At 70.9% G+C, this 20,873-nt stretch carries 29 protein-coding genes; 10 read left to right on the forward strand and 19 right to left on the reverse strand.

The window, feature by feature from the left end; genetic code table 11:
* Positions 1-113 precede the first annotated feature (113 nt).
* A complete protein-coding gene (locus tag ACGFIR_RS02110) occupies positions 114-323 on the forward strand; it encodes a BldC family transcriptional regulator (protein WP_007073996.1) in 210 nt (69 codons plus the stop codon).
* A gap of 96 nt (positions 324-419) precedes the next feature.
* On the opposite strand, the gene ACGFIR_RS02115 is transcribed toward ACGFIR_RS02110, so the two are convergent.
* Positions 420-818 carry a PPOX class F420-dependent oxidoreductase gene (locus ACGFIR_RS02115; RefSeq protein ID WP_393142736.1) on the reverse strand — a complete coding sequence of 133 codons (399 nt, stop codon included), beginning with the start codon at positions 816-818 and terminating at the stop codon, positions 420-422.
* A gap of 54 nt (positions 819-872) precedes the next feature.
* On the opposite strand from ACGFIR_RS02115, the gene ACGFIR_RS02120 reads away from it, so the two are divergent.
* Positions 873-1,652: a class I SAM-dependent methyltransferase gene (locus ACGFIR_RS02120; protein WP_393142738.1), complete on the forward strand. Its 780-nt coding sequence runs from the start codon at positions 873-875 to the stop codon at positions 1,650-1,652.
* 96 nt (positions 1,653-1,748) lie between these two features.
* Here the strand turns inward: ACGFIR_RS02120 and ACGFIR_RS02125 are convergent, their stop codons facing one another.
* Positions 1,749-2,039, reverse strand: a complete 291-nt coding sequence (locus tag ACGFIR_RS02125) for a hypothetical protein (protein ID WP_393004828.1) — start codon at positions 2,037-2,039, stop codon at positions 1,749-1,751.
* A 160-nt stretch (positions 2,040-2,199) separates the two neighbouring features.
* On the opposite strand from ACGFIR_RS02125, the gene ACGFIR_RS02130 reads away from it, so the two are divergent.
* Entirely contained in the window at positions 2,200-3,057 is an 858-nt protein-coding gene (locus ACGFIR_RS02130) for a 3-hydroxyacyl-CoA dehydrogenase family protein (protein WP_393142740.1), read from the forward strand.
* Positions 3,054-3,797, forward strand: coding sequence for an enoyl-CoA hydratase/isomerase family protein (locus ACGFIR_RS02135; RefSeq protein ID WP_393142742.1), 744 nt, complete (start codon positions 3,054-3,056; stop codon positions 3,795-3,797). The genes ACGFIR_RS02130 and ACGFIR_RS02135 overlap by 4 nt, the downstream gene beginning before the upstream one ends.
* 63 nt (positions 3,798-3,860) lie before the next feature.
* Here ACGFIR_RS02135 and ACGFIR_RS02140 read toward each other — a convergent pair whose 3' ends face one another.
* Positions 3,861-5,210, reverse strand: coding sequence for an ABC transporter substrate-binding protein (locus ACGFIR_RS02140; RefSeq protein WP_393004822.1), 1,350 nt, complete (start codon positions 5,208-5,210; stop codon positions 3,861-3,863).
* 155 nt (positions 5,211-5,365) lie between these two features.
* On the opposite strand from ACGFIR_RS02140, the gene ACGFIR_RS02145 reads away from it, so the two are divergent.
* Together ACGFIR_RS02145 and ACGFIR_RS02150 are read left to right on the forward strand one after the other, a co-directional pair.
* Positions 5,366-5,755, forward strand: coding sequence for a hypothetical protein (locus ACGFIR_RS02145; protein WP_393004820.1), 390 nt, complete (start codon positions 5,366-5,368; stop codon positions 5,753-5,755).
* Between the two features lie 91 nt (positions 5,756-5,846).
* Positions 5,847-6,554, forward strand: a complete 708-nt coding sequence (locus ACGFIR_RS02150; RefSeq protein ID WP_393004818.1) for a DUF2786 domain-containing protein — start codon at positions 5,847-5,849, stop codon at positions 6,552-6,554.
* 12 nt (positions 6,555-6,566) lie between these two features.
* On the opposite strand, the gene ACGFIR_RS02155 is transcribed toward ACGFIR_RS02150, so the two are convergent.
* Positions 6,567-7,082: an SRPBCC family protein gene (locus tag ACGFIR_RS02155; protein WP_393004817.1), complete on the reverse strand. Its 516-nt coding sequence runs from the start codon at positions 7,080-7,082 to the stop codon at positions 6,567-6,569.
* Positions 7,083-7,488: 406 nt separating this feature from the next.
* On the opposite strand from ACGFIR_RS02155, the gene ACGFIR_RS02160 reads away from it, so the two are divergent.
* Entirely contained in the window at positions 7,489-8,802 is a 1,314-nt protein-coding gene (locus ACGFIR_RS02160; RefSeq protein ID WP_393142744.1) for a hypothetical protein, read from the forward strand.
* Between the two features lie 26 nt (positions 8,803-8,828).
* On the opposite strand, the gene ACGFIR_RS02165 is transcribed toward ACGFIR_RS02160, so the two are convergent.
* Positions 8,829-8,993, reverse strand: coding sequence for a hypothetical protein (locus tag ACGFIR_RS02165; RefSeq protein WP_393142746.1), 165 nt, complete (start codon positions 8,991-8,993; stop codon positions 8,829-8,831).
* Positions 8,994-9,030: 37 nt separating this feature from the next.
* Positions 9,031-9,465 carry a VOC family protein gene (locus tag ACGFIR_RS02170; RefSeq protein ID WP_393004811.1) on the reverse strand — a complete coding sequence of 145 codons (435 nt, stop codon included), beginning with the start codon at positions 9,463-9,465 and terminating at the stop codon, positions 9,031-9,033.
* 144 nt (positions 9,466-9,609) lie between these two features.
* Here ACGFIR_RS02170 and ACGFIR_RS02175 point away from each other — a divergent pair, with 144 nt between their 5' ends.
* Complete coding sequence (locus ACGFIR_RS02175; RefSeq protein ID WP_393004809.1) at positions 9,610-9,936, forward strand: hypothetical protein; 327 nt, start codon at positions 9,610-9,612, stop codon at positions 9,934-9,936.
* Between the two features lie 233 nt (positions 9,937-10,169).
* Here ACGFIR_RS02175 and ACGFIR_RS02180 read toward each other — a convergent pair whose 3' ends face one another.
* From ACGFIR_RS02180 to ACGFIR_RS02235, 12 genes are all read right to left on the reverse strand, one after another.
* Complete coding sequence (locus tag ACGFIR_RS02180) at positions 10,170-11,300, reverse strand: tyrosine-type recombinase/integrase (protein WP_393142748.1); 1,131 nt, start codon at positions 11,298-11,300, stop codon at positions 10,170-10,172.
* Positions 11,300-11,506, reverse strand: coding sequence for an excisionase family DNA-binding protein (locus tag ACGFIR_RS02185; RefSeq protein WP_357659932.1), 207 nt, complete (start codon positions 11,504-11,506; stop codon positions 11,300-11,302). Before ACGFIR_RS02185 ends, ACGFIR_RS02180 begins: the two co-directional genes overlap by 1 nt.
* Entirely contained in the window at positions 11,506-13,248 is a 1,743-nt protein-coding gene (locus ACGFIR_RS02190) for a replication initiator (RefSeq protein ID WP_393142750.1), read from the reverse strand. Before ACGFIR_RS02190 ends, ACGFIR_RS02185 begins: the two co-directional genes overlap by 1 nt.
* A 225-nt stretch (positions 13,249-13,473) precedes the next feature.
* Positions 13,474-13,911, reverse strand: coding sequence for a hypothetical protein (locus ACGFIR_RS02195; RefSeq protein WP_393142752.1), 438 nt, complete (start codon positions 13,909-13,911; stop codon positions 13,474-13,476).
* On the reverse strand, positions 13,908-14,549 hold the full coding sequence (locus ACGFIR_RS02200) for a hypothetical protein (protein WP_393142754.1): 642 nt from the start codon (positions 14,547-14,549) through the stop codon (positions 13,908-13,910). The genes ACGFIR_RS02195 and ACGFIR_RS02200 overlap by 4 nt, the downstream gene beginning before the upstream one ends.
* Positions 14,549-15,094: a hypothetical protein gene (locus ACGFIR_RS02205; protein ID WP_393142756.1), complete on the reverse strand. Its 546-nt coding sequence runs from the start codon at positions 15,092-15,094 to the stop codon at positions 14,549-14,551. Before ACGFIR_RS02205 ends, ACGFIR_RS02200 begins: the two co-directional genes overlap by 1 nt.
* Positions 15,091-15,279 (reverse strand): hypothetical protein, encoded by a 189-nt coding sequence (locus tag ACGFIR_RS02210; RefSeq protein ID WP_358166099.1) that lies wholly within the window; start codon positions 15,277-15,279, stop codon positions 15,091-15,093. Before ACGFIR_RS02210 ends, ACGFIR_RS02205 begins: the two co-directional genes overlap by 4 nt.
* 29 nt (positions 15,280-15,308) lie before the next feature.
* Positions 15,309-15,614, reverse strand: a complete 306-nt coding sequence (locus ACGFIR_RS02215; RefSeq protein WP_011265189.1) for a hypothetical protein — start codon at positions 15,612-15,614, stop codon at positions 15,309-15,311.
* A complete protein-coding gene (locus tag ACGFIR_RS02220; protein WP_393142758.1) occupies positions 15,611-17,272 on the reverse strand; it encodes an FtsK/SpoIIIE domain-containing protein in 1,662 nt (553 codons plus the stop codon). The genes ACGFIR_RS02215 and ACGFIR_RS02220 overlap by 4 nt, the downstream gene beginning before the upstream one ends.
* Positions 17,272-17,439, reverse strand: coding sequence for a hypothetical protein (locus ACGFIR_RS02225; protein ID WP_393142760.1), 168 nt, complete (start codon positions 17,437-17,439; stop codon positions 17,272-17,274). The genes ACGFIR_RS02220 and ACGFIR_RS02225 overlap by 1 nt, the downstream gene beginning before the upstream one ends.
* An 87-nt stretch (positions 17,440-17,526) precedes the next feature.
* Positions 17,527-17,742, reverse strand: coding sequence for a hypothetical protein (locus tag ACGFIR_RS02230; RefSeq protein WP_393142762.1), 216 nt, complete (start codon positions 17,740-17,742; stop codon positions 17,527-17,529).
* Positions 17,742-18,140, reverse strand: coding sequence for a transcriptional regulator (locus ACGFIR_RS02235; protein WP_393142764.1), 399 nt, complete (start codon positions 18,138-18,140; stop codon positions 17,742-17,744). The genes ACGFIR_RS02230 and ACGFIR_RS02235 overlap by 1 nt, the downstream gene beginning before the upstream one ends.
* A 201-nt stretch (positions 18,141-18,341) precedes the next feature.
* On the opposite strand from ACGFIR_RS02235, the gene ACGFIR_RS02240 reads away from it, so the two are divergent.
* Positions 18,342-19,196 (forward strand): GntR family transcriptional regulator, encoded by an 855-nt coding sequence (locus tag ACGFIR_RS02240; protein WP_393142766.1) that lies wholly within the window; start codon positions 18,342-18,344, stop codon positions 19,194-19,196.
* Positions 19,196-19,720, forward strand: a complete 525-nt coding sequence (locus ACGFIR_RS02245; RefSeq protein ID WP_393142768.1) for a kinase — start codon at positions 19,196-19,198, stop codon at positions 19,718-19,720. The genes ACGFIR_RS02240 and ACGFIR_RS02245 overlap by 1 nt, the downstream gene beginning before the upstream one ends.
* A gap of 30 nt (positions 19,721-19,750) precedes the next feature.
* Here the strand turns inward: ACGFIR_RS02245 and ACGFIR_RS02250 are convergent, their stop codons facing one another.
* Positions 19,751-20,842 (reverse strand): helix-turn-helix domain-containing protein, encoded by a 1,092-nt coding sequence (locus ACGFIR_RS02250; RefSeq protein WP_393142770.1) that lies wholly within the window; start codon positions 20,840-20,842, stop codon positions 19,751-19,753.
* Positions 20,843-20,873 lie beyond the last annotated feature (31 nt).

Raw genomic sequence — 20,873 nt, forward strand, 5'->3', positions numbered from 1 at the left:
TAGGGACGTTCGGCCGTTCGGCCCATGTCGGACATCGGGGACTAGCCGGACCATGGGAGACGCGTCGGCCGGCGGGACCCCGGCCGATGTCTATACATGTGGAGGAGTGACCGATGGCATCGCGAACGCACGAACCAGAGCCGCTACTCACACCGGCCGAGGTGGCGTCGATGTTCCGTGTCGACCCGAAGACGGTGACCCGGTGGGCCAAGGCGGGCAAGCTCAGCGCCATCCGCACGCTGGGCGGACACCGCCGGTACCGGGAGTCGGAGGTCAGGGCACTGTTGCAGGGACAGATTCCCCAGCAGCGCCAGGGGGACTGACCGAACGGGAGTAAACAGACCTGCACGAAGGGCGGCGGACCAGATCCGCCGCCCTTCGTCGTGTCCGGGCCCGCCCGCGTACGCGCGGCGGGGCGGTCAGGCGCCGGTCGGCGGCTTGTCCGCGAGGACGACCCGGATGCCGATCGTGCCGCTCTCGCCGCGCCGCAGGCGGCTGCCGAGCATGCTCAGCCGGCCGAGCATCCGGTACTTCTGCTTGATCAGCTCGCGTACCCGCCGGGTTCCGGCCACGTCGCAGAGGGTCGCGTGGGCGGGGACCGCCTCGCCGTGCGGCCGGCCCCGGACGTCGCACGGCGCCACCGTGACGTCCCCGCTGCGCCGGATCCGCTTCACCTTGCCGGCGTCCGCGGCCGACCACACCGCCAGGGCGTCGCCGTCACGCACCGCCCAGACCGGGGTCGGCACCGCCCGACCGTCCTTGCGAAACGTCGTGAGCAGGATGTACTTCTCCGCGCCGAGGCGGTCCAAGGTGGTCACCCCGCCAGGATACGACCGGTGCGGCTGACTGACCGGCCGGATAGCGTGAAGCCCGTGACGGCCCAACCACAGATCGGTGACGTGTTCGGAGAGCTGGTGCGCGACGCGTACGCCGTGGCCACCGGGGTCGGCCCCCGGCCGCTGGCCGGCGGGCGGCTGCCGCGGCCGGTCATCGAGATCATCGAACGGGACGACGGGCTCGTCAACGGCGCGCCCGCCGGGCACTACCTGGACCCGCCGGCGGACTGGCAGCCGTACGACCACCGGGCCGTGGACCGGGTCCGGGGCGCGACCCTGGACGTCGGTGTCGGTGCGGGCCGGATCGCGCTGCTGCTCCAGGAGCGGGGCGTGCCCGTCACCGGGCTGGACACCTCGGCCGGAGCGTTGGCCGTCTGCCGCCGCCGGGGCGTACGGGAACTGGTGCACGGCACGGTCGACGCGCACGTCGCGGACGGCCGCCGCTACGACACGTTCCTGCTGCTCGGCAACAACGTCGGCCTGCTGGAGGGGCGCGAACGGGCGCCGGCCCTGCTGGCCGCGCTCGCCGCGCTGGCCCGGCCGGGAGCGCAGGTCATCGCCCAGGGCACCGACCCGTACGGCACCCGGGACCCGGTGCACACGGGCTACCACGAGCACAACCGGCGCCGGGGACGCCTCGGTGGGCAGCTCCGGCTGCGGCTGCGCTACCGGGAACTGGGCACCGAGTGGTTCGACTACCTGGTCTGCTCCCCGGACGAACTCGCCGAACTCGTCCGGGGCAGCGGCTGGCGACTGACCGACGTGGACGATCGGGACGCGCCGTACTACCTGGCCACCCTGCGCCTCGCCGGCTGACGCCCGCACAGGGCGCACGGAGGGGCACCCTCCTGGCGCTGTCGCTGGAGGAAGGTGCCCCTCCTGACGCCCTTCGTACCGGAAGGGCTGTCAGCCCTAGACGGTCGGGGAGAGCTGCTCGGGCGGGAGGCCGCCGTCGCCGTCGACCACCTCGTCCGGGGTGCCGTCCTCGTCGAGGTCGACCATCGTGATGTCCACCTTGCCGTCGTGGTCGGTGTCGAACTGGTACAGGTCGGGCTTGCCGTCCCCGTCGGTGTCGGCGACCCAGACGTCGGTGCGGCCGTCGTTGTTGGTGTCGGCGCGCAGCAGGTCGACCCGCTCGTCCCCGCGGGTCTCCACGGTCTCCGCCGTCTCGGCGGCGTGCACGGTCTCCGGTGCCTGGCTCATCTGGCCGTCCTTCCCTCGGTTGGCTGCCGTGGTACCCGATCCGCCGCGCCCCCACGCATGCCGTGGAGGTCGCCGCTGCATAGGGTCGGCGCATGAGCGAGTGGAGCGGTTGGCGGGGCGCGGGTCAACCCCGTCCCGCCACGGGAGACGGGGAGGCGTCATGAGCGACCGCTTTGTCGTGGTCGGGGCCGGCACGATGGGGCTCGGCATCGCGTACGTGGCGGCCGGGGCGGGGCACGCCGTCGAGCTGGTCGAAGTGGACCGTGCCCGGGGCGCGGCGGCCGTCGAGCGGCTCGGGGAGCTGTGGGACAGGGCGGTGGCGCGCGGCAAGCTCGACGCCGACCGGGCCGCGACGAACCGGGAGCGGGTGACGCTGCGGGCGGGGCTCGCCGAGGTCGCCGAGGAGCCGGCCGTGGTGGTGGAGGCCGTACCGGAGCGGCCGGACCTGAAGCGGGCGGTGCTGCGTGAGGCCGAGGCCCTGCGGCCGGCGCTGCTGGGCAGCAACACGTCCAGCATCCCGATCGCCGCGCTGGCCGAGGGGCTGGCGCGGCCGGAACGCTTCCTGGGGCTGCACTTCTTCAACCCGGTCTGGGCGATGGCCCTGCTGGAGGTCGTCGTCGGCCCGGCCACCGCGGCGGAGACCACCGCCGAGGCGGTCGCGCTCGCCGGCCGGCTGGGCAAGGACCCCGTCGTCGTACGCGACATGCCCGGCTTCGCCACCTCCCGGCTCGGGGTCACCCTCGGGCTGGAGGCGATCCGGATGGTGGCCGACGGGGTGGCCAGCGCCGCCGACATCGACAAGGCGATGGTGCTCGGCTACCGGCACCCGGTCGGCCCGCTGGAGCTGACCGACATCGTCGGGCTGGACGTGCGGCTGGACATCGCGCGCACCCTCCAGGCCGCGTACGGCGACCGGTTCGCCCCGCCGCCGCTGCTCGAGGAGATGGTGGCCGCCGGCCGGCTGGGCAAGAAGTCCGGGCAGGGCTTCTACCGCTGGGAAGGCGGGGTGCGCTCGTGAGCGGGCTGCGGATCGAGGAGCACCCGGACCGGCTGGTGGTGACGCTCGACCGGCCGGAGAAGCGCAACGCCATCGACGCCGACCTGATCGCCGAGCTGCACCAGGTCTGCGCGGAGCTGGAGGCGCGGCCCCGCCTGCTGCTGCTCACGGGCGGCACGGAGGGGATCTTCGCGGGCGGGGCGGACATCGGGCAGCTGCGTGAGCGGGGCCGGCTGGACGCCCTCGCGGCGATCAACTCGGCGGCCTTCGCCCGGATCCGGGCGCTGCCGATGCCGACCGTGGCGGCCGTGGACGGGCCGGCGCTGGGCGGGGGCGCCGAGCTGGCGTACGCCTGCGATCTGCGGGTCTGCACGGCGCGGGCCGTGTTCGGCCAGCCGGAGGTCCGGTTGGGGATCCTGGCCGGCGCGGGCGCGACCCACCGGCTGCCGGCGTTGGTCGGGGAGGCCCGGGCCAAGGAACTGCTCTTCACGGGCCGCCGCGTGGACGCCGAGGAGGCGCTGCGGATCGGGCTGGTCAACCGGGTGGTGCCCGAGCCCGGCGAGCTGCTGCCCACGGCACACGGGCTGCTCGACGAGATGGCGAAGGGGTCCGCGCTGGCGCTGCGGCTCACCAAGCTGGCGGTCGACGCGCCGGCCGCCGCGCACCCGCACCTGGACCTGGTCAGCCAGGCGGTGCTCTTCGAGGACGAGGAGAAGCACCGGCGGATGACGGAGTTCCTCGAGCGGCGACGTCCCCGCTGAGAGCACTGACGACGACGGCCGCACCGGTGACCGGTGCGGCCGTTCGTGCCGATGGGGCGTGGCTCAGTGCCGGATCTGCACCCCGGCGTCAGCCAGCGCCCGGATCACCTGTGCGGACTCGGCGAAGCCGATGATCAGCACGGCCTCCGCGCCGAAGTTCTTGATCTCCTTCGCGCCCGCGTCGAAGTTCACCGGGTTCGCCTTGGCGTCCTCCGGCGGGTCGTAGGTCAGCAGCTTCAGCCGGTCGCCGTCGATGCCGGCCCGCTCCAGCTCGGCCCGGACGGTGCCCTGGAGGCCCTCGCCGTAGGAGTCCTTACGGGCCACGATGGCGATCTTCTGCGGCCCGTCGCGGAGGATCACGTCGGCCAGCGCCCGGCCCTGGAGGCTGTCCGGCGGGGCGGTGCGGAAGTAGAGGCCGTTGTCGTCCAGCTCGGTCAGGCTGGCGTCGGTGTTCGACGGGGCGAACAGCACCTTCCCGGCCTGCACGACGTCGGGCAGCACGGCCCGGGAGATGCCGGAGGCGCCGGCGCCGATGATGACGTGGACGTTGCGCCCGACGTGGCTGGCCACGGTGGCCTTGGCGACCGTCGGGTTGGTGCCGTCGTCGCCGTCGATCCAGACCACCGGCTCGCCGAGCACCCCGCCCGCCGCGTTGATCTCCTTGATCGCCAGCTTGGTGCCGGCGCTGAGCGGCGGGTACGCCAGGGCGAGGTCACCGGTCTGCGGCAGCAGGCCGCCCAGGACCAGCGGCGAGCCGTCGCTGCGGTCGGTGCGGCCGCCACGCTGCTTCTTCGCCTTCGGCGGGGCCTTGGTGCTCGCGGCCGACTCGTCACCGGCACCGACGAACTCGGTCTTGCCGTCGTTGAGCCGCTGGCCGTCGAAGTGCAGGGTGCCGTAGCTCGCGGTGGACGGCTCTCCGGCGTCGGTGAAACCGGCCCGGGTCAGCGAGACGCTGCGGTACTCGACGTCCTGGCCCGCCCGGGCCAGGGTCAGGCACTCCGCCACCCGCTCGCAGCGCTGTCCGCCGTTGGTGACCCCGACGATCTGCTTCGCGATGGCGGCCGGGTCCGTCGTGCCCGCGAGCTGGGCGGCGATCGCGCTGATCACCACCGCGTCGTACGCCTCGGCCGAGTAGAGGAAGTCGCCCAGTTTCGGGTCGATGGACCGTAGCCGGTTCTTGAAGTCCTCGGGCAGGGGCGTCATGGGCGTGGTGCCCTTCATGCCGTCGACCAGGCCGGCGCGATCCTTCAGCTCGGCAGGGTACGAGTTCAGCATGTTGCCGTCGGTGCCGTAGAGGCGCACCTGGTGGGTGACCGCCTCCTCGGGCTCATCGGTCCCGCAGGCGCTCGTGGCGAGCAGGAACGTCGCGCAGGCAGCCAGGGTGGCCGCCCGCGAGGCGCGTGACTTGAACATGGTCGTCCTTCCTCCGGCGAAGGTCCGCTGCGCACATTAGCGTGCTGGCGCGTGCTGCGGGACCACGGAGGTGCGTCAATCCGCAGGTCGCCCGCCATGACTACGCACGGTAACCATCGGCGGATGGCTTGACCCTCCCCCGTACCGTGCTGTGGGTGACGGACTCACCACAGCAGACGCTCGACGACGCGACCGCCGTGCTCCGCTCGGCGCTGGCCGGGGACGGCGACGCGGTGGCGGGGGCGTTCGACGCGGTCGTCGACCGGTCGGGACTGGCCGGCGCGTACGGCGTGGCCTGGTGTCTTGCCGCGACGATGGTCGGCGATCCGGTGCCGGCGGGCGCGTGCGCGCTGGACTTCCCGGGCATCGACGAGGCGGGCTACGACACCCGCTGGGTGGCCCGCTTCGTCAGCGCGTACGCCAACGCCGACGACGACACCGGCGAGGCGCTGTTCGGGGCGGCGGCGGCCGACGGGCTGCTGCCGGAGTGCCTGCTCACGCTCGCCGGGTCGACCGTGGCGACGCTGCGTAGCCGGGCAACCTGACCGGTGCCGGGTCTCTTCTGCCGCGGGAAACCGCCGACGGCCGGTCGGTCGCGGTGCGGCGGGGCCGGGGCGGCGTGACAGGCTGAGGGGCATGTCCGACGCCATGCTCAGCAAGGTGCGCAAGCTGCTGGCCCAGGCCGAGGATCCGGCCTGCACCCCCGCCGAGTCGGCCGCGTTCACCGCCAAGGCCACCGAGCTGATCGCCCGCTACGGCGTGGACCGGGCGCTGCTGGCCGCCCGGGACCCCGCCACGGACCCGGTGGGCGACCGGGTGGTCGAGGTCGTCGCCCCGTACGCCCGGGACAAGGCCGGCCTCCTCGCCGCGGTCGCCGATCCGCTGCGTTGCCGCTGCGTGCGTCGCCGGGAGGGCGCCGGCTTCGCCATGCACCTGTTCGGCTTCGCCAGCGACCTGGAACGGGTCGAGCTGCTCTTCACGTCGCTACTGGTGCAGGCCGCGCACGGGCTGGCCGGCGCCGAGACGCCGGTCGGCGCCCACGTCGCCGCCTTCCGGCGGTCGTGGCTGGCCGGGTTCGCCCACGTGATCGGGGCGCGCCTGCGGGCGGCGGAGGCCGGGGCTGTCGCCGAGGCCGGCGAGCCCTCGGTGGCGCTGGTCCTGGCCGACCGGTCGGACCGGGTCCGGCACCGGGTTGCCGAGGTGTACCCGCGGCTGCGTACCGCCGCGCCCCGCCGGCTGGCCGGCGGCGGGTTCGGCCCGGGTGCCGAGGCGGGCCGTCGCGCCGACCTCGGCGGGCGTGGTGTCGCCACCGCACCGGGCGCACCTCCCGGCCTCGGCCGCTGACCCCGCCGCCGGTCAGCCGGCGTGGGCGGCGACCCTGGCGGCGTAGCGGGTGAGCAGCTCGTGCCAGCCGGCGGTCAGCGCCTGCCGGTAGCCCTCGGCGGCCTCGCCGTGCCGGTCGAAGTGTCGGTGCTCGACCTGCACCCGGGTCCGCTCCGGCCCGTCCGGGTGGAAGAGCACCTCCACCTCGCTCGCCTTCGCGGGATCCGGCACCGGTGCCCGATCGGCGCCGATCTGCCAGGTGAAGACCAGCCGCTCCGGCGGATCCCAGGTCAGCACCCGGCCCCAGTCGCAGCGGAAGCCGTGCGGCCCGATCTCGTAGAGCATGCCGCCGGCGCGCTGCTCCATGCCCAGGTCGGCGAGCTGCTCCGGCCCGGACCAGGTGTATTCCACCACCCACCACTGCGCCAAGGCACCGGTGAACACCTCGAACGCCAACTCCGCGGGGGCGGGGACCAGGAGGGCGCTGCGCAACACGAATCGTTCGGACTCTTGTCGGACGTCGGCCAGGTCAGCCATCTCCTGTCCCATAGGCCGGGACCATACCGGCTGATGCCCGGGTGCGCAGCTTCCTGCTTGCCGGCTTCGGGCTCTCTTTCCGGCCCTGTCCTACTGCTGGCGACCCTGCGGCCCAGGGGACGCATCGGCCGAGTGGGCCGCCGGGCTCGACGTGGCGGGAGCGCCGCCGCGTCGCGAGAGAAGGCCCGCGAGGCCGCCGTACGCGGGCCGGCCGACGTGATCGGGGCGGGCGACCCCACGGGTTCGACCATCCGCTGCTGTCGGACGTCGACGGCGCGGTGGCGGAGCAGTTCCGCGCCGGTCACGGCCGTGCCCGGTGGCGGTCGCGTCGCCGCTCCGGCGGGATGTTCGCCCGGATAGCGGGTACCCGCGCCGAACGGTCCCGGCCGGCCCGGCCGGAGGATGCGGAGCGGGGATCATGAGCGAGAACGCGCAGCAGCGGGAACCGGAACGGCGCGGCGGGGAGGCCGAGCCTGTTCGGCGCGGCGGTGGCGGTGAGCCCACCCGTCGGGGCGGGGAGGCCGAGCCGGACGTCCTGCTGGACATCCCGGAGGTGTCGGTCGACTCGATCCGGCTCGCGGTGGACGGGTTGGACGCCGACGTGTCCCTGCGCACCCGGCTGGCCAATCTCCTCGAACTCGACGCCGGGGTCCGGGTGCATCTGCGGGGCGTCGAGCTGGACATCACCGGGGTGCACGCCGAGGCGCTGCTCAAGGTGCGGCTGGAGAAGCTGGTGGAGATCCTCGACCGGGCCCTGACCACCATCGACCGCAATCCGCAGATCATCGAGGCGCTGTCGCGTACGGCGACGGCCTCCCTGGACGACGTCGACCGGGCGACGCAGCGGGTGACCAGGCTGGGCGATCAGCTTCCCGGTGGGGTCGGAAAGCTTCCCACACCGGCCGGGCAGGGTCCGTTGGAGCGGCCCGGCGGCGCGACCGACGACCTCGGTCAGCAGGTGGGCGCGATCGGCGCGGTCGCCGACCGGACCCTGCGGGAGCCGGGTGGCCCCGGGCGGGGCGGGGAGCCCGGAGCCGGACAGGCTGGGACGTCCGGGACCGGGGAGGGTGGGAAACCCGGGGCTGGGCAGGCCCATCCGGGTGGCGGCCTTGCGAGCGGATCGGGAGGCGGGGGCGAAGAGGGCCAGGCGCAGCGCGCCCGCGAGCAGGCGCAGCGCGAGGCGACCCACCGGGAGCCGGGCAAGCCCGAAGAACCGGAACGCGGCCAGGGCGGGCAGCAACCGGGTGGGCAGCCATCGGGCGGTCCGGGCCAGGGCGGGCAGCAACCGGGCGGTCCGGGGCACGGTGGGCAGCAGCCGGGCGGTCCGGAGCGGGGCGGGGCGCCATCGGGTGGTCCGGGCCAGGGCGGGCAGCAACCGGGTAGTTCGGGGCAGGGTGGGCAGCGGCCCGGTAGTTCGGGGCAGGGTGGGCAGCGGCCCGGTCGAGAGGAACAGACCGCGCAGAAACCGGGCGGCGAGAGGGTCGGTGGCCCCGGGGGAGGAACGGCCGGCGGTCCCGGCGGTGGGCAGGGTGCCGGGCAGCGTGAGCCCTCGGGCGGTCCCTCCGAGGGCGGACCGGGCGGAAAGACCGAAACCTCCGGCGGCGGAGGTGGCGGCGCGCAGAGCGCGGTCCAGTTCGCCGAGCAGGCGGGAGAGACGCTGAGGCAGGCCGGTCGGAGCGTCTGGGAGGCGATCCAGGGCGGGATGGCCCAGCACCGCCAGCAGAAACGCTGACGCGGCGGCGTGGCCGGCCATGGTGATCAGTCGAGGACCCGCAGTACGGCCGTGACCACCACGAAGAGAGCGATCGACGCGCCCGAGGTGATCCGTACCCACCAGGGGCTGCTGGTGGGTACGCGCAGGAACAGGGCAGCCGCCACGCCGACCACGACCATCTGACCCACCGCCAGGCGCCCCGGGTTCATCACCTGCGCTGTGGGCGGTGCCGCCAGGGGCATGCCGTCACACGGAGGTCGCCGCGACGCAGAACTCGTTGCCCTCCGGGTCGGCCATGACGATGTGGTGCCCGGTGACGTCCTCCAGGACGGTCGCGCCCGCCTGCACCAACTGCTCGGACTTGGCCCTGATCCGCGCCCAGCGCTCGTCGGGGGTGCCGTGCCCGGGCACCCGGACGTCGATGTGCAGGCGGTTCTTCGCCGTCTTCGGCTCGGGGACCTTGAGGATGGAGAGCGCGGGCCCGACGCCCCGGGGATCGCACAGCCACGCCCCGTCGTCGACCGAGTCGTCCTCGGGCAGGTCGAAGCTCGCGTACCACTCCTCGCGGGTGCGGAAGGGGGCGGGCGGCGGCTCGTCGACATAGTCCAGCGCCGTCTTCCAGAACTCGCCGAGGAGCTTCGCGTCCCTGCAGTCGAGGGTCAAACTGATCCTGATCGCCACGGCGGGACGGTATCGCGCACGTCCGACAGCGCGGCCCGGCCAAAGGAGGTTCCGCTCCTGATGACCGTCGATCCGGGGGTGGGGCCGTGTCCGGCCGGGGCGGAGGCGTTCTTCCGGCCTTGACGTCACTCCGATGATGGCCTCATGAGCGTGGACGACCCGGACCCGGTGATGATCGCCCTGCGCGTGGCGATAGTGGTCCTCAGCCTGGCCTGGGTCGTCCTTGGACTGCGTGTGGCCACGTCACGACGGTTTCCCGCAGCCTGGGTTCGGCTCGCCCGCCTGACGCCGAGCCAGCAGGCCCAGCCCGTCCGTCTGGGCGGCGCCCAGGCCATGATCGGTGCGGGCCTGCTGATCCAACAGGCGCCGTTTGTCATCGCCGTGCCCTATCCGGTGGGAGTCGCCCTGTTCGCGGTCTCCCTGGCGTTGCTGCTGACCGCAGTGGGACTGTCCGCGCCGCTCCGGCGCTAGCCACGCCTGGCGAGGGCTGGGGCCGTCAGGGGGCAGGAGCCGGGCAGCGTCGATTCGCCGGGAGGGCGTACAAGAAGATCCCCACCTGCGTTTCCGCTGGTGGGGATCCCTTTAGCCCGGCGAAAGGCTATGTGGCCAGGGGCGGGGTCGAACCGCCGACCTTCCGATTTTCAGGCACCCGCATTTTCGCAGGTCAAAGCGCCGCCGAAGGCCGCCGTGCAACCATCGTGCAACTAGCTTCGCATCGTAATGTGCCGGGGCAGCCGTGCAACATCGCCGTGCGCCGCGAGTTCCGAGAGGGCCTTGGCAATCTCGCGGTCACGCCCGTCGACGGCGTGCAGGTACCGGCGGGCCGCAGCCATGGACGAGTGCCCGAGTCGCTTCATCAGGTCGGCCAGGGTCGCGCCGGTCTGGGCGGCGAGGGTCTGCCCCGTGTGCCGCAGGTCGTGGAAGGCCAGATCATCGAGGCCAACTTGCTTCCGCGCCCGAACGAACGCCTGATAGAGCGTGTTGCCCCGTAGAGGGGTGCCGTCGCGGCTCACGAACAGCCGGTCAGTACCGGCGTACTCGTCGAGGTGCAGCCGGATCAGCGGCACGACGTGAGGCGGGATGGAGATGGTGCGCTTCCCGGCTTCCGACTTGGGGTCCTTGTCGAACGCTCGACCAGGAGCGTGCAGGGGTTCGACGCGAGCCTTCCGAACGGTGATGGTGTGCTCGGTGAGGTCCACGTCTGAGACGCGCAGGCCGGCGATTTCGCCACGCCGCAGGCCGCACCAAGCAGCGATAAGAACGGCGGTGCGGTAGCGCGGGTTGATGGCGTCGACCAGGGCGACGACTTGAGCGGGCGTAGCGACTGGACGCTCAACGGCGCGCACGGTCCCGGCACCCGGGATCTGGCAGGGGTTCCGGGCGATGATGCCCTCACGCACGGCGGTGTTCATGACCATGCGTAGAAAGCGGTACGACTGAGAGATGGAGGTACGGCCACCCGTGCCCCGAAGTGCGGCAGCGTGCCACTCACGAACTCTGCTCGCGGTGAGTTCACGAAGCGGCACGTCGACCAGCGGTGCCAGGTGCAGCCGCAGGTTGCGTTCGCATGTCTCCCGCCACCGGACGCCTATCTTCGGGCTGTCCCGCAGGATGGCCCGCGCGTAGTTGCCGAACGTTTCCGCCGCCGCGCGGTCGTTGAGCCAGGTGCCACGCGAGATGTCCGCCTCTACCAGCGTCAACCAGCGGTTGGCGTCAGTCTTCGTCTTGAAGGTGTGCGGCGCGGTCTGTCGAGCACCGCCATTAGGCGGCACGAACGAGGCTTGGAACCGCCCCGAGGGCAGCTTGCGGACCATGCCAAACCGACGCTTCGCCATCAGGCCGCCTTCCCATCCGACCACGAGACGGTGACGGGCTCTACCGTGCAGGCAGCGATGAAGTCCGCCAAAGCCGTCTCGGGAATGCGGACCTTGCTACCGAGCTTGACGAACCGAATCCGCCGCTCAGCGATCAGCCGGCGCGGGAAACGCTCCGTCGTCCCGAGACGATCGGCGGCCTGAGCCACCGTCAACAGCCGTTCCACTACCGCGACTCCTTCCGATCCGAGGGGATTGCCGAAACGTCTGACGAGCTGGCCGCCGCTCGATCCTGGGCAGCGCGTAGGGCGGCCTTCCATTGGGCGCGTTGGGACAGCGCCCGAAGCATCCGGTGTTGCAGGGGTGGGATGTCGGGGTCATCCGGCCGAGCCATCTCCCAGGCGTAGGCGGGCGCGTCGCCCTGGCTGACGGCGTCGGCATCGTCTGCCCCGGTGCTGACGCCTAGGAGCCGGCGCACCCAGGCACGAGCGTCGGCGCGGTGGTCGGCGAGGGTCTTTCCGGACCAGTCGCGCGAGACGAGGATGCGTCGCCCGCCGATGCCGAGGGTGGCCCGCTGGTGGACCTTGCCCTTGCAGCGCCCCGCTTGCAGCCGCCCGTGGGCCTTCTTCGGCTGGACGCCGTAGAGCAGCCAGTTGGCGCACCGCTCGTTGCACGGCGTGATGCGTAGCTGTTCCCAGAGCCGTTCCAGGTGGTTGCGCTGCCGGTCCGTCTCGGCCTTGTGGCAGTCGGCCGCGCTCTTGGTGATGTACTTCGTGATGTAGCCGATCGTCCGGTCAGCGTGCACCGTGCCAGGGGTGACGCCCTCGGCGTGAACCTGCCGGCCGAAACGGACGACGTGTACGGGCTGCGCGTCAGGGTCGGCGTCGAGCAGGTCCAGGGCGTCAGCCCATGTCGTCAGCGGCTGGCGGGTGTCGGGGTCTACCCAGGCGTCGGCGTCGTTGTCCCACACCGGCAGCCGATCGAGGGAGTACACGAGTTCATCGACGGGCGGCCACCAGACTTGGTGGTAGGTGGCGGCGGCGACCTGCCGCAGCACGGCGCGGGGAATGGTGCCCCGGATGGCGAAGTGCGCGTGTGGGGCGAGGCGTCGTTGGGGCTCGACACAGCCGGCGTACTGGACGTTCCAGCCGACGCAGCGGCGCAGGTTCTGCCAGAACCGATCGAGCAGCCGGGCGAAGTGCACCGCATCCCACGCGGCCCGCCGGTAGTCGTAGCTGTCGGGGTCGGCGGGTGTGCCGTCGGGTAGGACGCGGCCGTAGGAGTCGAGGGTGAGCGACAGCCACATCGACGGGCGGTGCTGCGTGCCGTCCGGGGCGGTGTAGACCTTGCCGACCGTGCGGGGTTCGACCTTCTTGCGGGGCAGGTCGGGGGTGTCCTGACGCCGTTTGGTCGACCTCTTGCGCCGGCCACCTGTGGAACCTTCCCCGTCGTGGGGCGGGGCGACCTGCCCGCGTAGGCCCTCAGCGGCGATGGCTTCCTCTACCTCCGCGATGGCCTGATCGATGCCGGGCACCTGGTCGAACTGCGCGGAGCGTTGTGCCTCATCGCGGGCGAATTCCAGGTGTGCCCGGAGCATGACCAAGTCGCGCTGTTCCTCGCTGGCAGGCCAGGCAGAGAACGGGTTGGGTTCGTCGGTGCGGTGCCAGCCCTCGCGGATCTGGGTTTGCCGCAGCCGGCGGGCACGCTTGGCGCACGGTGAGCACTTGTCTTCCCGCGTGGTGCCGCAGGGCAGGTCGATGACTTCGGTTTGGCCGGTGTGCAGGTCGGTACGGCGCAGGGTGACCGGACGCAGGCACACGCCGTACTCCGCAGCCATCTCCTTCAACACCTGCCGCGACATGGGCAAGGCAAGGCGTGCGGCGCGGGAGCCAGGCGCCGGCGGGGCAGCCGCGGTGAGGGTCGGTTCGGTGGGTTCGGGGGTGAGGCCGGGCAGGGTCGGGGCGGTCAACGGGTCACCTCCGGTAGCTCGAACAAGGCGGGTTGGGTGTCACCGATCGGGGTGGTACGGGTCGGACCGAGGCGGCTGGCCCAGCGGTGAGCGGCAGCCTCATGGCGGGCGCAGGCGACCTCGGCGCGGTAGTGGCCGGTGCCGGGGTGACCGGATTCGACAAGGGCGGTGGCCCACCTACGGCACCGGGCGCAGTAGGTGGGCCGACCAGCGGTGATGGCGCGTTCAGTGGCCGCAGCCGGGGCAGTGCAGGCCGGGGCAGCAGCGACCCGAGCGACGCAGCAGCAGGGCGACGACGATGAGGACCAGGACGACGCCCGCGATGAGCGGCACCATCGAGCGGACGGCGTTGACGAGCTGCGCGGCGAGGTAGCCGGCAGCGGCGAGAGCGCCCACGGTCGGAACGGCGACGGCGGCGACGACGTGACCTCGGCGCAGCCGGCGAACCGCAGCAGGGGCGGGGCCGTTGTTGTCGAGGAACCGGACGGTGACGGTGACGCGCGGGTCGCCGGGCATCTGGCGGGGTGCGGTCATGGACACCAGGCGGCCGGAGTCGCGGACCAGGGCGACGGTGGCGGCGACCTCGGCGGGGGTGCCGACGACGCGGCGGGCGATCACGGTGGGGCGGGCGAGGTTGCGGCGGGCGAGTTGGGTGCGGGTCATCGGACAACCTCCGAGGCGAAGACCTGACCGTTGCGGGGGGCCTGGACGACGGACGAGATGAGCGCGGAGCGGACCGGCGTGACCGGGGCCGGTGCGACGGCGGGCGGGGGTGCTGGCGGGACGTAGACGGGTGCCGGGTCGGTGGGCAGGTCGACCGGTTCCAGGTCGGCGGGTTCCTCGACGGCCACTGGCACCGGTTCGGGCTTGGGCTTGGCCGGGTCGGACTGCCGGGCCGGGCGAGCGGCGGGAGCGGTGAGGACGAGCTTGGAAAGGGCGAGGAACGCCAGCGCCGGCACCGACGACAGCAGCCGGGACGAGAAGCTGTCGTTGGCAACGGCGATCTGCGCGGCCAGGGACAGGGCGACCGCGCCGACGAGGATCGACAGCGGGTAGAACACCGAGGCGTCCGGGTCGAGACGGCGACGGCGGCGAATGACCAGCAGGGCGGCGGCGGGGGTGAGTTCGGAGATGACGGCGTTGGACCAGCCGAACCACTCGTGGGTTCCGGCGGGGGCGTGGATCATCGTCCAGTCCTTGACGTGGGTGAACGACGCGGCGCCGGCCATGCCGCCGACGGCGAGGAGGATCACGACCAGGGCGACGCCTTCAAGCCGGTCGGAGTTGAAGAAGCGGCGCATCAGCGGACCTCCCCAGCAACACGCGGGGCGGGGTTCATGTCGCGGTCCAGGTAGTAGGCGGCGAACTCCGCCGACGAGCCGGGAACCGGGCTGAAGCCGTTACGGCCCTCTTCCTCGATGGCGTTCCAGGCGCAGGGCTCGCACCAGGGCGCACCGTCGTGCCAGTGGGTTGCAGGCCGGGTGCAGTACGAGGCGAGGCAGCACACCGGTCCCGAGTGCTCCCACAGCGGCGACTCCCGCACCACCAGCGGCGGGCGGGTGACCCGAACGGGGGCAACGGTCGGGGTGGGATCCGCAGCAACCTCGCCGATCGTCACGGGGGTAGGAGCCGGGCGGAGCCAGACGCGCAGGTTGCGGATGTAGACCGCGCCGTAGACGAAGCAGGAGGCCAGAAAGCCCCACTGCTCCGTTACGAGGGAGTACGCCAGCCACAGCACCTGCCCGGCGAGGCCGACAGCCCAGCCAGTCCACGAGCGCTTGCCGGCCAGCCACAGGCCGGTGACGCCAACGGTCATCAGGAGCCAGGACCACAGTTGGTAGCTCATGCCGCCCACCCCCACGCTTCGGCGTCCTCGGCGGCGATCTCGGCGTGCTGGGCGAGAGCGGCGGCGACGATGGCGGCGGCCTGGGTGTCGTCGGCGCAGTAGGGGCAGGTCTGGTCGGGGTCGGTGTGGGCCAGGTCGAGGCAGAGACGGCGGATCGGGCGTCGGGTCAGTCGACGGGTACGCATCACGAAGACTCCAAGCAGGCGGGGGAAGGTCAGCGGTGGGTGGGGGTGACGTGCACGCGGATCCACTCCGGCGGCTCACCCGTCGAGGCGACCGCTTCCGAGAGGCAGCGCCACAGCGCCCATGCCTCAGAGGGGGTGAGGTACATGCGGCGGCGGCCGGCACCAACGGCCACGTACAGATCGGCGTCGGGGGTGACGCGGACGGTGACCGGCACGGACGCCTTGTCGACGTGGGGAGCGCGCAGCCGGTAGAAGCGGCGCGGTTCCTCGGTGGTGTCGGGTTCGTCGGCGTAGGGCATCCGGGCCGGGGTGCTCTCGGGCAGTTCGGTGGTCATCGGGGGTCGCCTCCGTTCGGGGTGGCGTCGAGGTCCAAGGCGTGAAGCAGCGATGGCGGCAGCAGCGGAGCGACCTGCTTCGGCGGGGTGGGCCGGTAGGTGTGCCGGCCGTTGCCGTTCGACCGGGCCTTGACCGCAGCCGGGGCCGGGGCGGGGGCGGGGGTGTCGGCGGGTTCGGGCTGGACCTCGGGCGGGGCGGGGAACGTCGCGGCCATCTCCCGGATCACGTCATCCGTGAGGTAGGAGAAGCGGACCCGGGCGGGTTCGGGCTGACCGTCAAGCAGGACGTAGGCCACGCCCTTTGCCGACAGCGGGATTTGATCGGCCAGTGCTCCACGGTCACGGGCACCGTCGCCTAGGAGCAGGTCGACGTGGCCGCGTTCGGTGACGCCGAGGGCGATGCGGGTGGGGAAGAAGTCGCGGACCGAGACGACTTCCTTGCGGGGGTCCTGGGTGGCGGCGACGACGAGCACCCCGAGGCCGGCGCCCTGGGTGAGTAGCAGGCCCAGGGCTTGGGTGATGCGCTGGCGGATGTCGCTGTCAGGCAGGAACGCCAGCAGAGCGGCGATCTCGTCGATGACGATGACGATCAGCGGCTCATCGACGGTCGGGGTGTGCACCCGCACCTTGCCCCGCAGCATCCGTTGACGCGCTCGCATCCTCGTGACGGCGTCGTCGAGCATGTCGGCCATGCGGGTCCAGTCGTCATCGACGTAGCGGGAGAACAGCGGGCGACCGATCGACAGTTCCATGCCGCCCTTGGGATCGATGGCCCACACCCGCACCAGCCCGGAGCGGATGCCAGCGGCGAGAGCCCGCAGCAGGGACCAGATAACGGAGCCCTTGCCCATCCGGGTAGCCCCGCCGATGAGTACGTGTGTGGCGAGTAGGCGCAGGCAGTACACGGCCAGGTCTTCCCGCATCCCGAGGGGCAGGGCGGTGAAGTCCGGGCGGGCCGGCACCGGCAGCGGCTTGACGATGCGGGTGAGCGGGTCGCGGCGGATCAGCACCAACCACACCTGCCGGGGCCGGTCGCGGAACCGGATGGCGTCGACGCGGCGCAGGATCCAGGCGAGGGAGCCGGAGCGGGCCGGGGGTGCCTGGCGTCGGCCGGAGAAGACGCGGCAGTGCCGGGTACCGAACGAGTACGCCAGATCCCGGGCCGCCTTGTGGTACGCCTCCGGGTTCTGCCCCCGAGGCATCCGCAACACGACCTCATCGGTGGCGTAGGAGCAGCGCACCGACAGCAGCTCGGGAAGCTTCTCGCCACCGTCGTACTTCTTCACCAGCCCACACAGCGACATGACCTCGTGCCACTGACGCCGATACACCCACAGCCGCCGCCACGACGACAGCCCTCGCAGCACCACCAGGCGTTCGAAGGACTCCCGCCACCGCCACCACCACACGCCGGCCGAAGCGGCGACGACGATGAGGACCAGGAGGTGAGGCCACCAGCCGTGCGAGCGGTGCACGTCGACGGCGAGCAGGACCAGGGCGACCGCCGGCCAGGCCCGCCAGTGCCGCACCGCCGTGACAGCGATGCCCACCAGGAAGACCACGAGCCGGACGAGCAGGATGAAGAAGGTGACCGTCCAGACCAGGGGCCACGGCGCGGCGACCTGTAGGCGACGGAAGTTGACCAGCGGAGCGCGCATCACGCCACCGCCTTGTTGGCGTTGCGCTGGTCGATCCACGCTTCCGCGCAGACCTTGTGTACCGGCTTGCCCGCCGGGCTCCGGCAGATCGCCGGCTTACCGCAGATGACGCACGGGGCCGGGTCTCCGGCGCTCCCGTCGCGTCGCCAGTCCAGAGAAGTTGGCATGATGAACCTGCCCTTCCAGGCCGTGAGGGTTGAGAGGGGCAGCGGGGCGGTCGAGCTTCCTAGGGCCAGGACCGCCCCGCGCCACATCTAGTAGCCGTGCCGCCGGAGCGCTTCGATCGCCGCGTTCTTCTCCGCCGGGGTCGACTTGCCAAGCGCCGCCTCGAACGCAGCCTTGGCCTTGTCGAACTCCGGGCCGTCAATGTCCCTGTCGGCGGCGTCGGTCTCCCGCATCCCGAGAGAGATCAGGCGCATCACCTGGTCCTTGCGGACCGGCTCCGGCTCGGAGCGCTTCCGGCCGAACATCAGGCAGCCTTCCCGCGCGTCTCCGCCAGGGTCTTCGGCGCCACGATTCCGGTCGCCCGGAACGAGTAGGCGAGCCGACCGTTGCTGCCGACGTACGGGGTCACGGTCAGGTTCTCGAACTCCACCTGCTGGAACGGACCCACCGGCGGCACCGGCTGCACGTTCGACAGGATCTTGATCGACACCTCACGCGACCGAGACCCAAGCTCCGGGTCCATGTCCATCACCCGGCACTGCCACACCCGCTCACCGGTCACCTTGTCCTTCGCCGGCGTCCGCTGCCGGGTCGCCTCGTTGAAGTCCTGCGCCTCCGCGATCGAGTCCGGCACGAACACCGCACCGTGCGGGAAGACAGCCTCGAACGGAACCGTGAACCGAGTACCACCCCTGAGGGCCATGGCGCTCTCCTTCGCAATCGCGACTAACCGGCCATCCGGTCTGTGTGATGCCGGTAACCTAACAACTGGTAGGTCTGCGGGTCAACTGTTATGCCAAAACTCCTCGCAGAGGGTCACTGAGCAGGCACGCAAGGGGCGATCTGTTAGCCCACTGGTAGGCTGACGCGCGGATAGCTGTTGCCTACCTCGCTGGGAGCACTGATGACGCCTCCGCGCAGCCGGCTCGCCCGGACGGAGTCCCTGCACCAGCAGGTCGCCCGCAATATCCGAAACGACATCGAGGCAGGCGCCCTACGCGATGGCGACGTTCTGCCGTCGACCAGGGAACTCGCTGAGCAGTGGGGCGTCAGCGTCTTCACGATCACTGAGGCGATGAAGCTGCTTGCCGAAGAGGGCCTCGTGGTCAGCAAGTCCCGATCCAAGAGGGTGGTCAGCGCCCCGAACCAGCCGCGCAGGAGCGAGGTTCGGATTCACGTTCCACGGGTCGTCTTCGTGGGCGGCTACCCCGGTAGTGGGAAGACCGAGCTAGGCCGGATTCTGGCCCGCGAGACCGGGTGGCCGATGCTCGACAAGGACACCCTCACCCGTCCCGTGGTCGAGGCGATGCTTGAGGCCGTCGGTCACTCGCCGCACGACCGCGAGTCTGAGACCTACCTGACCAAGGTGCGCCCTCGCGAGTACGAAGCCTTGCGAGCCGCGACGGACGAGAACGTCGAATGCGGCAACAGCGCGATCGTGACGGCACCGTTCATCCGTGAGTTCAATGACGCCGCCTGGATCGGTCGGACGCGAGCCGCCTACGCCGCAATGAATGCCCTGACGACCTTCGTGTGGGTCTACTGCGACGTCGAGACGATGAACGTGTACATCAGGCGACGGGGCGCGGCACGAGACGCGGCGAAGCTGGCGGACTGGCCTGCGTACTTGACCAAGATTGACGTCGATTTCCGGCCAGAGGTGCCCCACGTCCTGGTCAACAACTGCACGTCCAGCCTTCCTCTTCAAAGCCAGGCGAAGGAACTGCTGAAGAGTCTGACCGGCGACGAGCAGGCATAGTGCAGGGCGTCATCTTCTACGGGCCACCCGCAGCAGGCAAAGACACCGTGACGGACGCCCTCTGCCGGCTTGACCAGCGATACACGCAGTTCCATCGGCTCAAGGCCGGCCCAGGCAGAACCGCCGGGTACCGCATGACCAGCGAGGAGCACCTTCAGGAACTGCGGGCCGCAGGCGAGGTCATCTGGGAAAACCACCGCTACGGAGCGACCTATGTGGTTGACCGTCCACACCTCCGTGCCTTGCTGGATAGCCGAGTGCCAGTCGTGCATCTGGGCCAGCCCGAGGCGATCGAGGCGGTGAAATCCGCTTTCCCTGCGGCACGCTGGCTCGTCGTCTACCTGTGGTGTCCCCGACCAGTCGCTGCTACCAGGATTGCCGCTCGTGGCACCGGCGACACGAAAGCCCGCCTACGAGCTTGGGATGAAACTGATGCTATCGCCGCAGACGTGATGCTGAACACTGAAGTGATATCAGCGGCGGAAGCAGCAGAAGAGGTATTGAGGTCCTTCGGAAGTCGGTAAGCGTACAGGTGAACGGATGCAGGTAGAAGACTACCGGCGCCGGGCACCAACCAGCTGCAATTGCGGACGCCCAGGAGGGCCGGCCTGCCGACCCCCATCGAGGACGATCGGGACTAGACCAAACACGTGAAGGTTCAACTCGTCAGTGCCAATGCTCAGCTCATCCGCAAGCGATATCCTCCCCGGGTCATGTCGAAGGGAAGCGAATACCTTGCCTAGCAGTTGGGAGCTTTCACGAGTAATTCCGCCTGGCTCGCCACGTCGGAATCCCAGCTGGGCTAGCCGCTTTGAAACCGCCTTGTACTTCCATTCAGACAGCAGCCCTAGATCGTGAAGGCGATAAGCGAGCGCGACGGCGGCCACTCTCCACTTACGCTTCGCCAGCAAAATTCGATCCGGCGTGGCGTCGTGTAGGGATTGAGCGAGAATCCCCGCACGGGGCATCAAGAAGGCCGAAGCAAACTTGTTGGCTTGCTCCTCGGCCTCAACGCCGTGGGCCAATCTGTCGTCTGCGTGAAGAACTAGGTGTCCTAACTCGTGGGCAGCATCGAAGCGACCACGCTCACCGGACTTCCTCGTGTTCAATATGCAAAAGGGCTTTCCTCTGTACCGCAGCGAATAGGCGTCAATGCTCTCGCAGTCCGCTGCCAAGGAAAAGACGCGAACGCCGTTGGCCTCAAGCAAGTGGATCATGTTGGGAATCGGTGCTTCGCCCAAGCCCCACAGGGCTCGCACTCGCTCCGCCGCCTCCTCTGGTTCTAGGTGGGAGAGGGTGGGAACGTTGGCATCGGGCAGGCGGAAGTGACGCTCGTTCCATTGGTTGATAAGAGCTGAGACTTGACCAGCGCCAAGAGCCGCTTCGCGATCCAGGGCACTCATCTTTGATAACGCGCGAAAGCTAACGGACCCTATGGGAATTTCGTCGATTGGCGGACCTTCGAAAAAGGGGCGCGGAAAAGACATCGCTGTAGCTAATGCTTCGAGCGTCTCGGAACTCGGCTGCTTATGGCCGTTTTCGAACGCTGTGATGCTTCGGACAGAGACCCCAGACGCGACCGCAAGCTGGGCCAGGGTCATGCGACGCCGTTTCCTCGCGACGACAAGCCGTGATGGCGTCAACATGACCCTGACCTCAACCCATTCTCATGTAGGC

It is taken from the genome of Micromonospora sp. NPDC049051 (assembly GCF_043197575.1).
In the GTDB taxonomy this organism is placed as follows: domain Bacteria; phylum Actinomycetota; class Actinomycetes; order Mycobacteriales; family Micromonosporaceae; genus Micromonospora.

Bases quoted from the DNA above. Each gene is read 5' to 3' on its own strand.
- ACGFIR_RS02230 (WP_393142762.1), bottom strand. From the start codon at position 17,742: ATGTTCGGCCGGAAGCGCTCCGAGCCGGAGCCGGTCCGCAAGGACCAG.
- ACGFIR_RS02125 (WP_393004828.1), bottom strand. From the start codon at position 2,039: ATGAGCCAGGCACCGGAGACCGTGCACGCCGCCGAGACGGCGGAGACC.
- ACGFIR_RS02130 (WP_393142740.1), top strand. From the start codon at position 2,200: ATGAGCGACCGCTTTGTCGTGGTCGGGGCCGGCACGATGGGGCTCGGC.
- ACGFIR_RS02220 (WP_393142758.1), bottom strand. From the start codon at position 17,272: ATGCGCGCTCCGCTGGTCAACTTCCGTCGCCTACAGGTCGCCGCGCCG.
- ACGFIR_RS02200 (WP_393142754.1), bottom strand. From the start codon at position 14,549: ATGCGCCGCTTCTTCAACTCCGACCGGCTTGAAGGCGTCGCCCTGGTC.
- ACGFIR_RS02140 (WP_393004822.1), bottom strand. From the start codon at position 5,210: ATGTTCAAGTCACGCGCCTCGCGGGCGGCCACCCTGGCTGCCTGCGCG.
- ACGFIR_RS02210 (WP_358166099.1), bottom strand. From the start codon at position 15,279: ATGCGTACCCGTCGACTGACCCGACGCCCGATCCGCCGTCTCTGCCTC.
- ACGFIR_RS02250 (WP_393142770.1), bottom strand. From the start codon at position 20,842: ATGTTGACGCCATCACGGCTTGTCGTCGCGAGGAAACGGCGTCGCATG.
- ACGFIR_RS02165 (WP_393142746.1), bottom strand. From the start codon at position 8,993: ATGAACCCGGGGCGCCTGGCGGTGGGTCAGATGGTCGTGGTCGGCGTG.
- ACGFIR_RS02205 (WP_393142756.1), bottom strand. From the start codon at position 15,094: ATGAGCTACCAACTGTGGTCCTGGCTCCTGATGACCGTTGGCGTCACC.
- ACGFIR_RS02110 (WP_007073996.1), top strand. From the start codon at position 114: ATGGCATCGCGAACGCACGAACCAGAGCCGCTACTCACACCGGCCGAG.
- ACGFIR_RS02225 (WP_393142760.1), bottom strand. From the start codon at position 17,439: ATGCCAACTTCTCTGGACTGGCGACGCGACGGGAGCGCCGGAGACCCG.
- ACGFIR_RS02215 (WP_011265189.1), bottom strand. From the start codon at position 15,614: ATGACCACCGAACTGCCCGAGAGCACCCCGGCCCGGATGCCCTACGCC.
- ACGFIR_RS02195 (WP_393142752.1), bottom strand. From the start codon at position 13,911: ATGACCCGCACCCAACTCGCCCGCCGCAACCTCGCCCGCCCCACCGTG.
- ACGFIR_RS02155 (WP_393004817.1), bottom strand. From the start codon at position 7,082: ATGGGACAGGAGATGGCTGACCTGGCCGACGTCCGACAAGAGTCCGAA.
- ACGFIR_RS02175 (WP_393004809.1), top strand. From the start codon at position 9,610: ATGAGCGTGGACGACCCGGACCCGGTGATGATCGCCCTGCGCGTGGCG.
- ACGFIR_RS02240 (WP_393142766.1), top strand. From the start codon at position 18,342: ATGACGCCTCCGCGCAGCCGGCTCGCCCGGACGGAGTCCCTGCACCAG.
- ACGFIR_RS02235 (WP_393142764.1), bottom strand. From the start codon at position 18,140: ATGGCCCTCAGGGGTGGTACTCGGTTCACGGTTCCGTTCGAGGCTGTC.
- ACGFIR_RS02150 (WP_393004818.1), top strand. From the start codon at position 5,847: ATGTCCGACGCCATGCTCAGCAAGGTGCGCAAGCTGCTGGCCCAGGCC.
- ACGFIR_RS02180 (WP_393142748.1), bottom strand. From the start codon at position 11,300: ATGGCGAAGCGTCGGTTTGGCATGGTCCGCAAGCTGCCCTCGGGGCGG.
- ACGFIR_RS02160 (WP_393142744.1), top strand. From the start codon at position 7,489: ATGAGCGAGAACGCGCAGCAGCGGGAACCGGAACGGCGCGGCGGGGAG.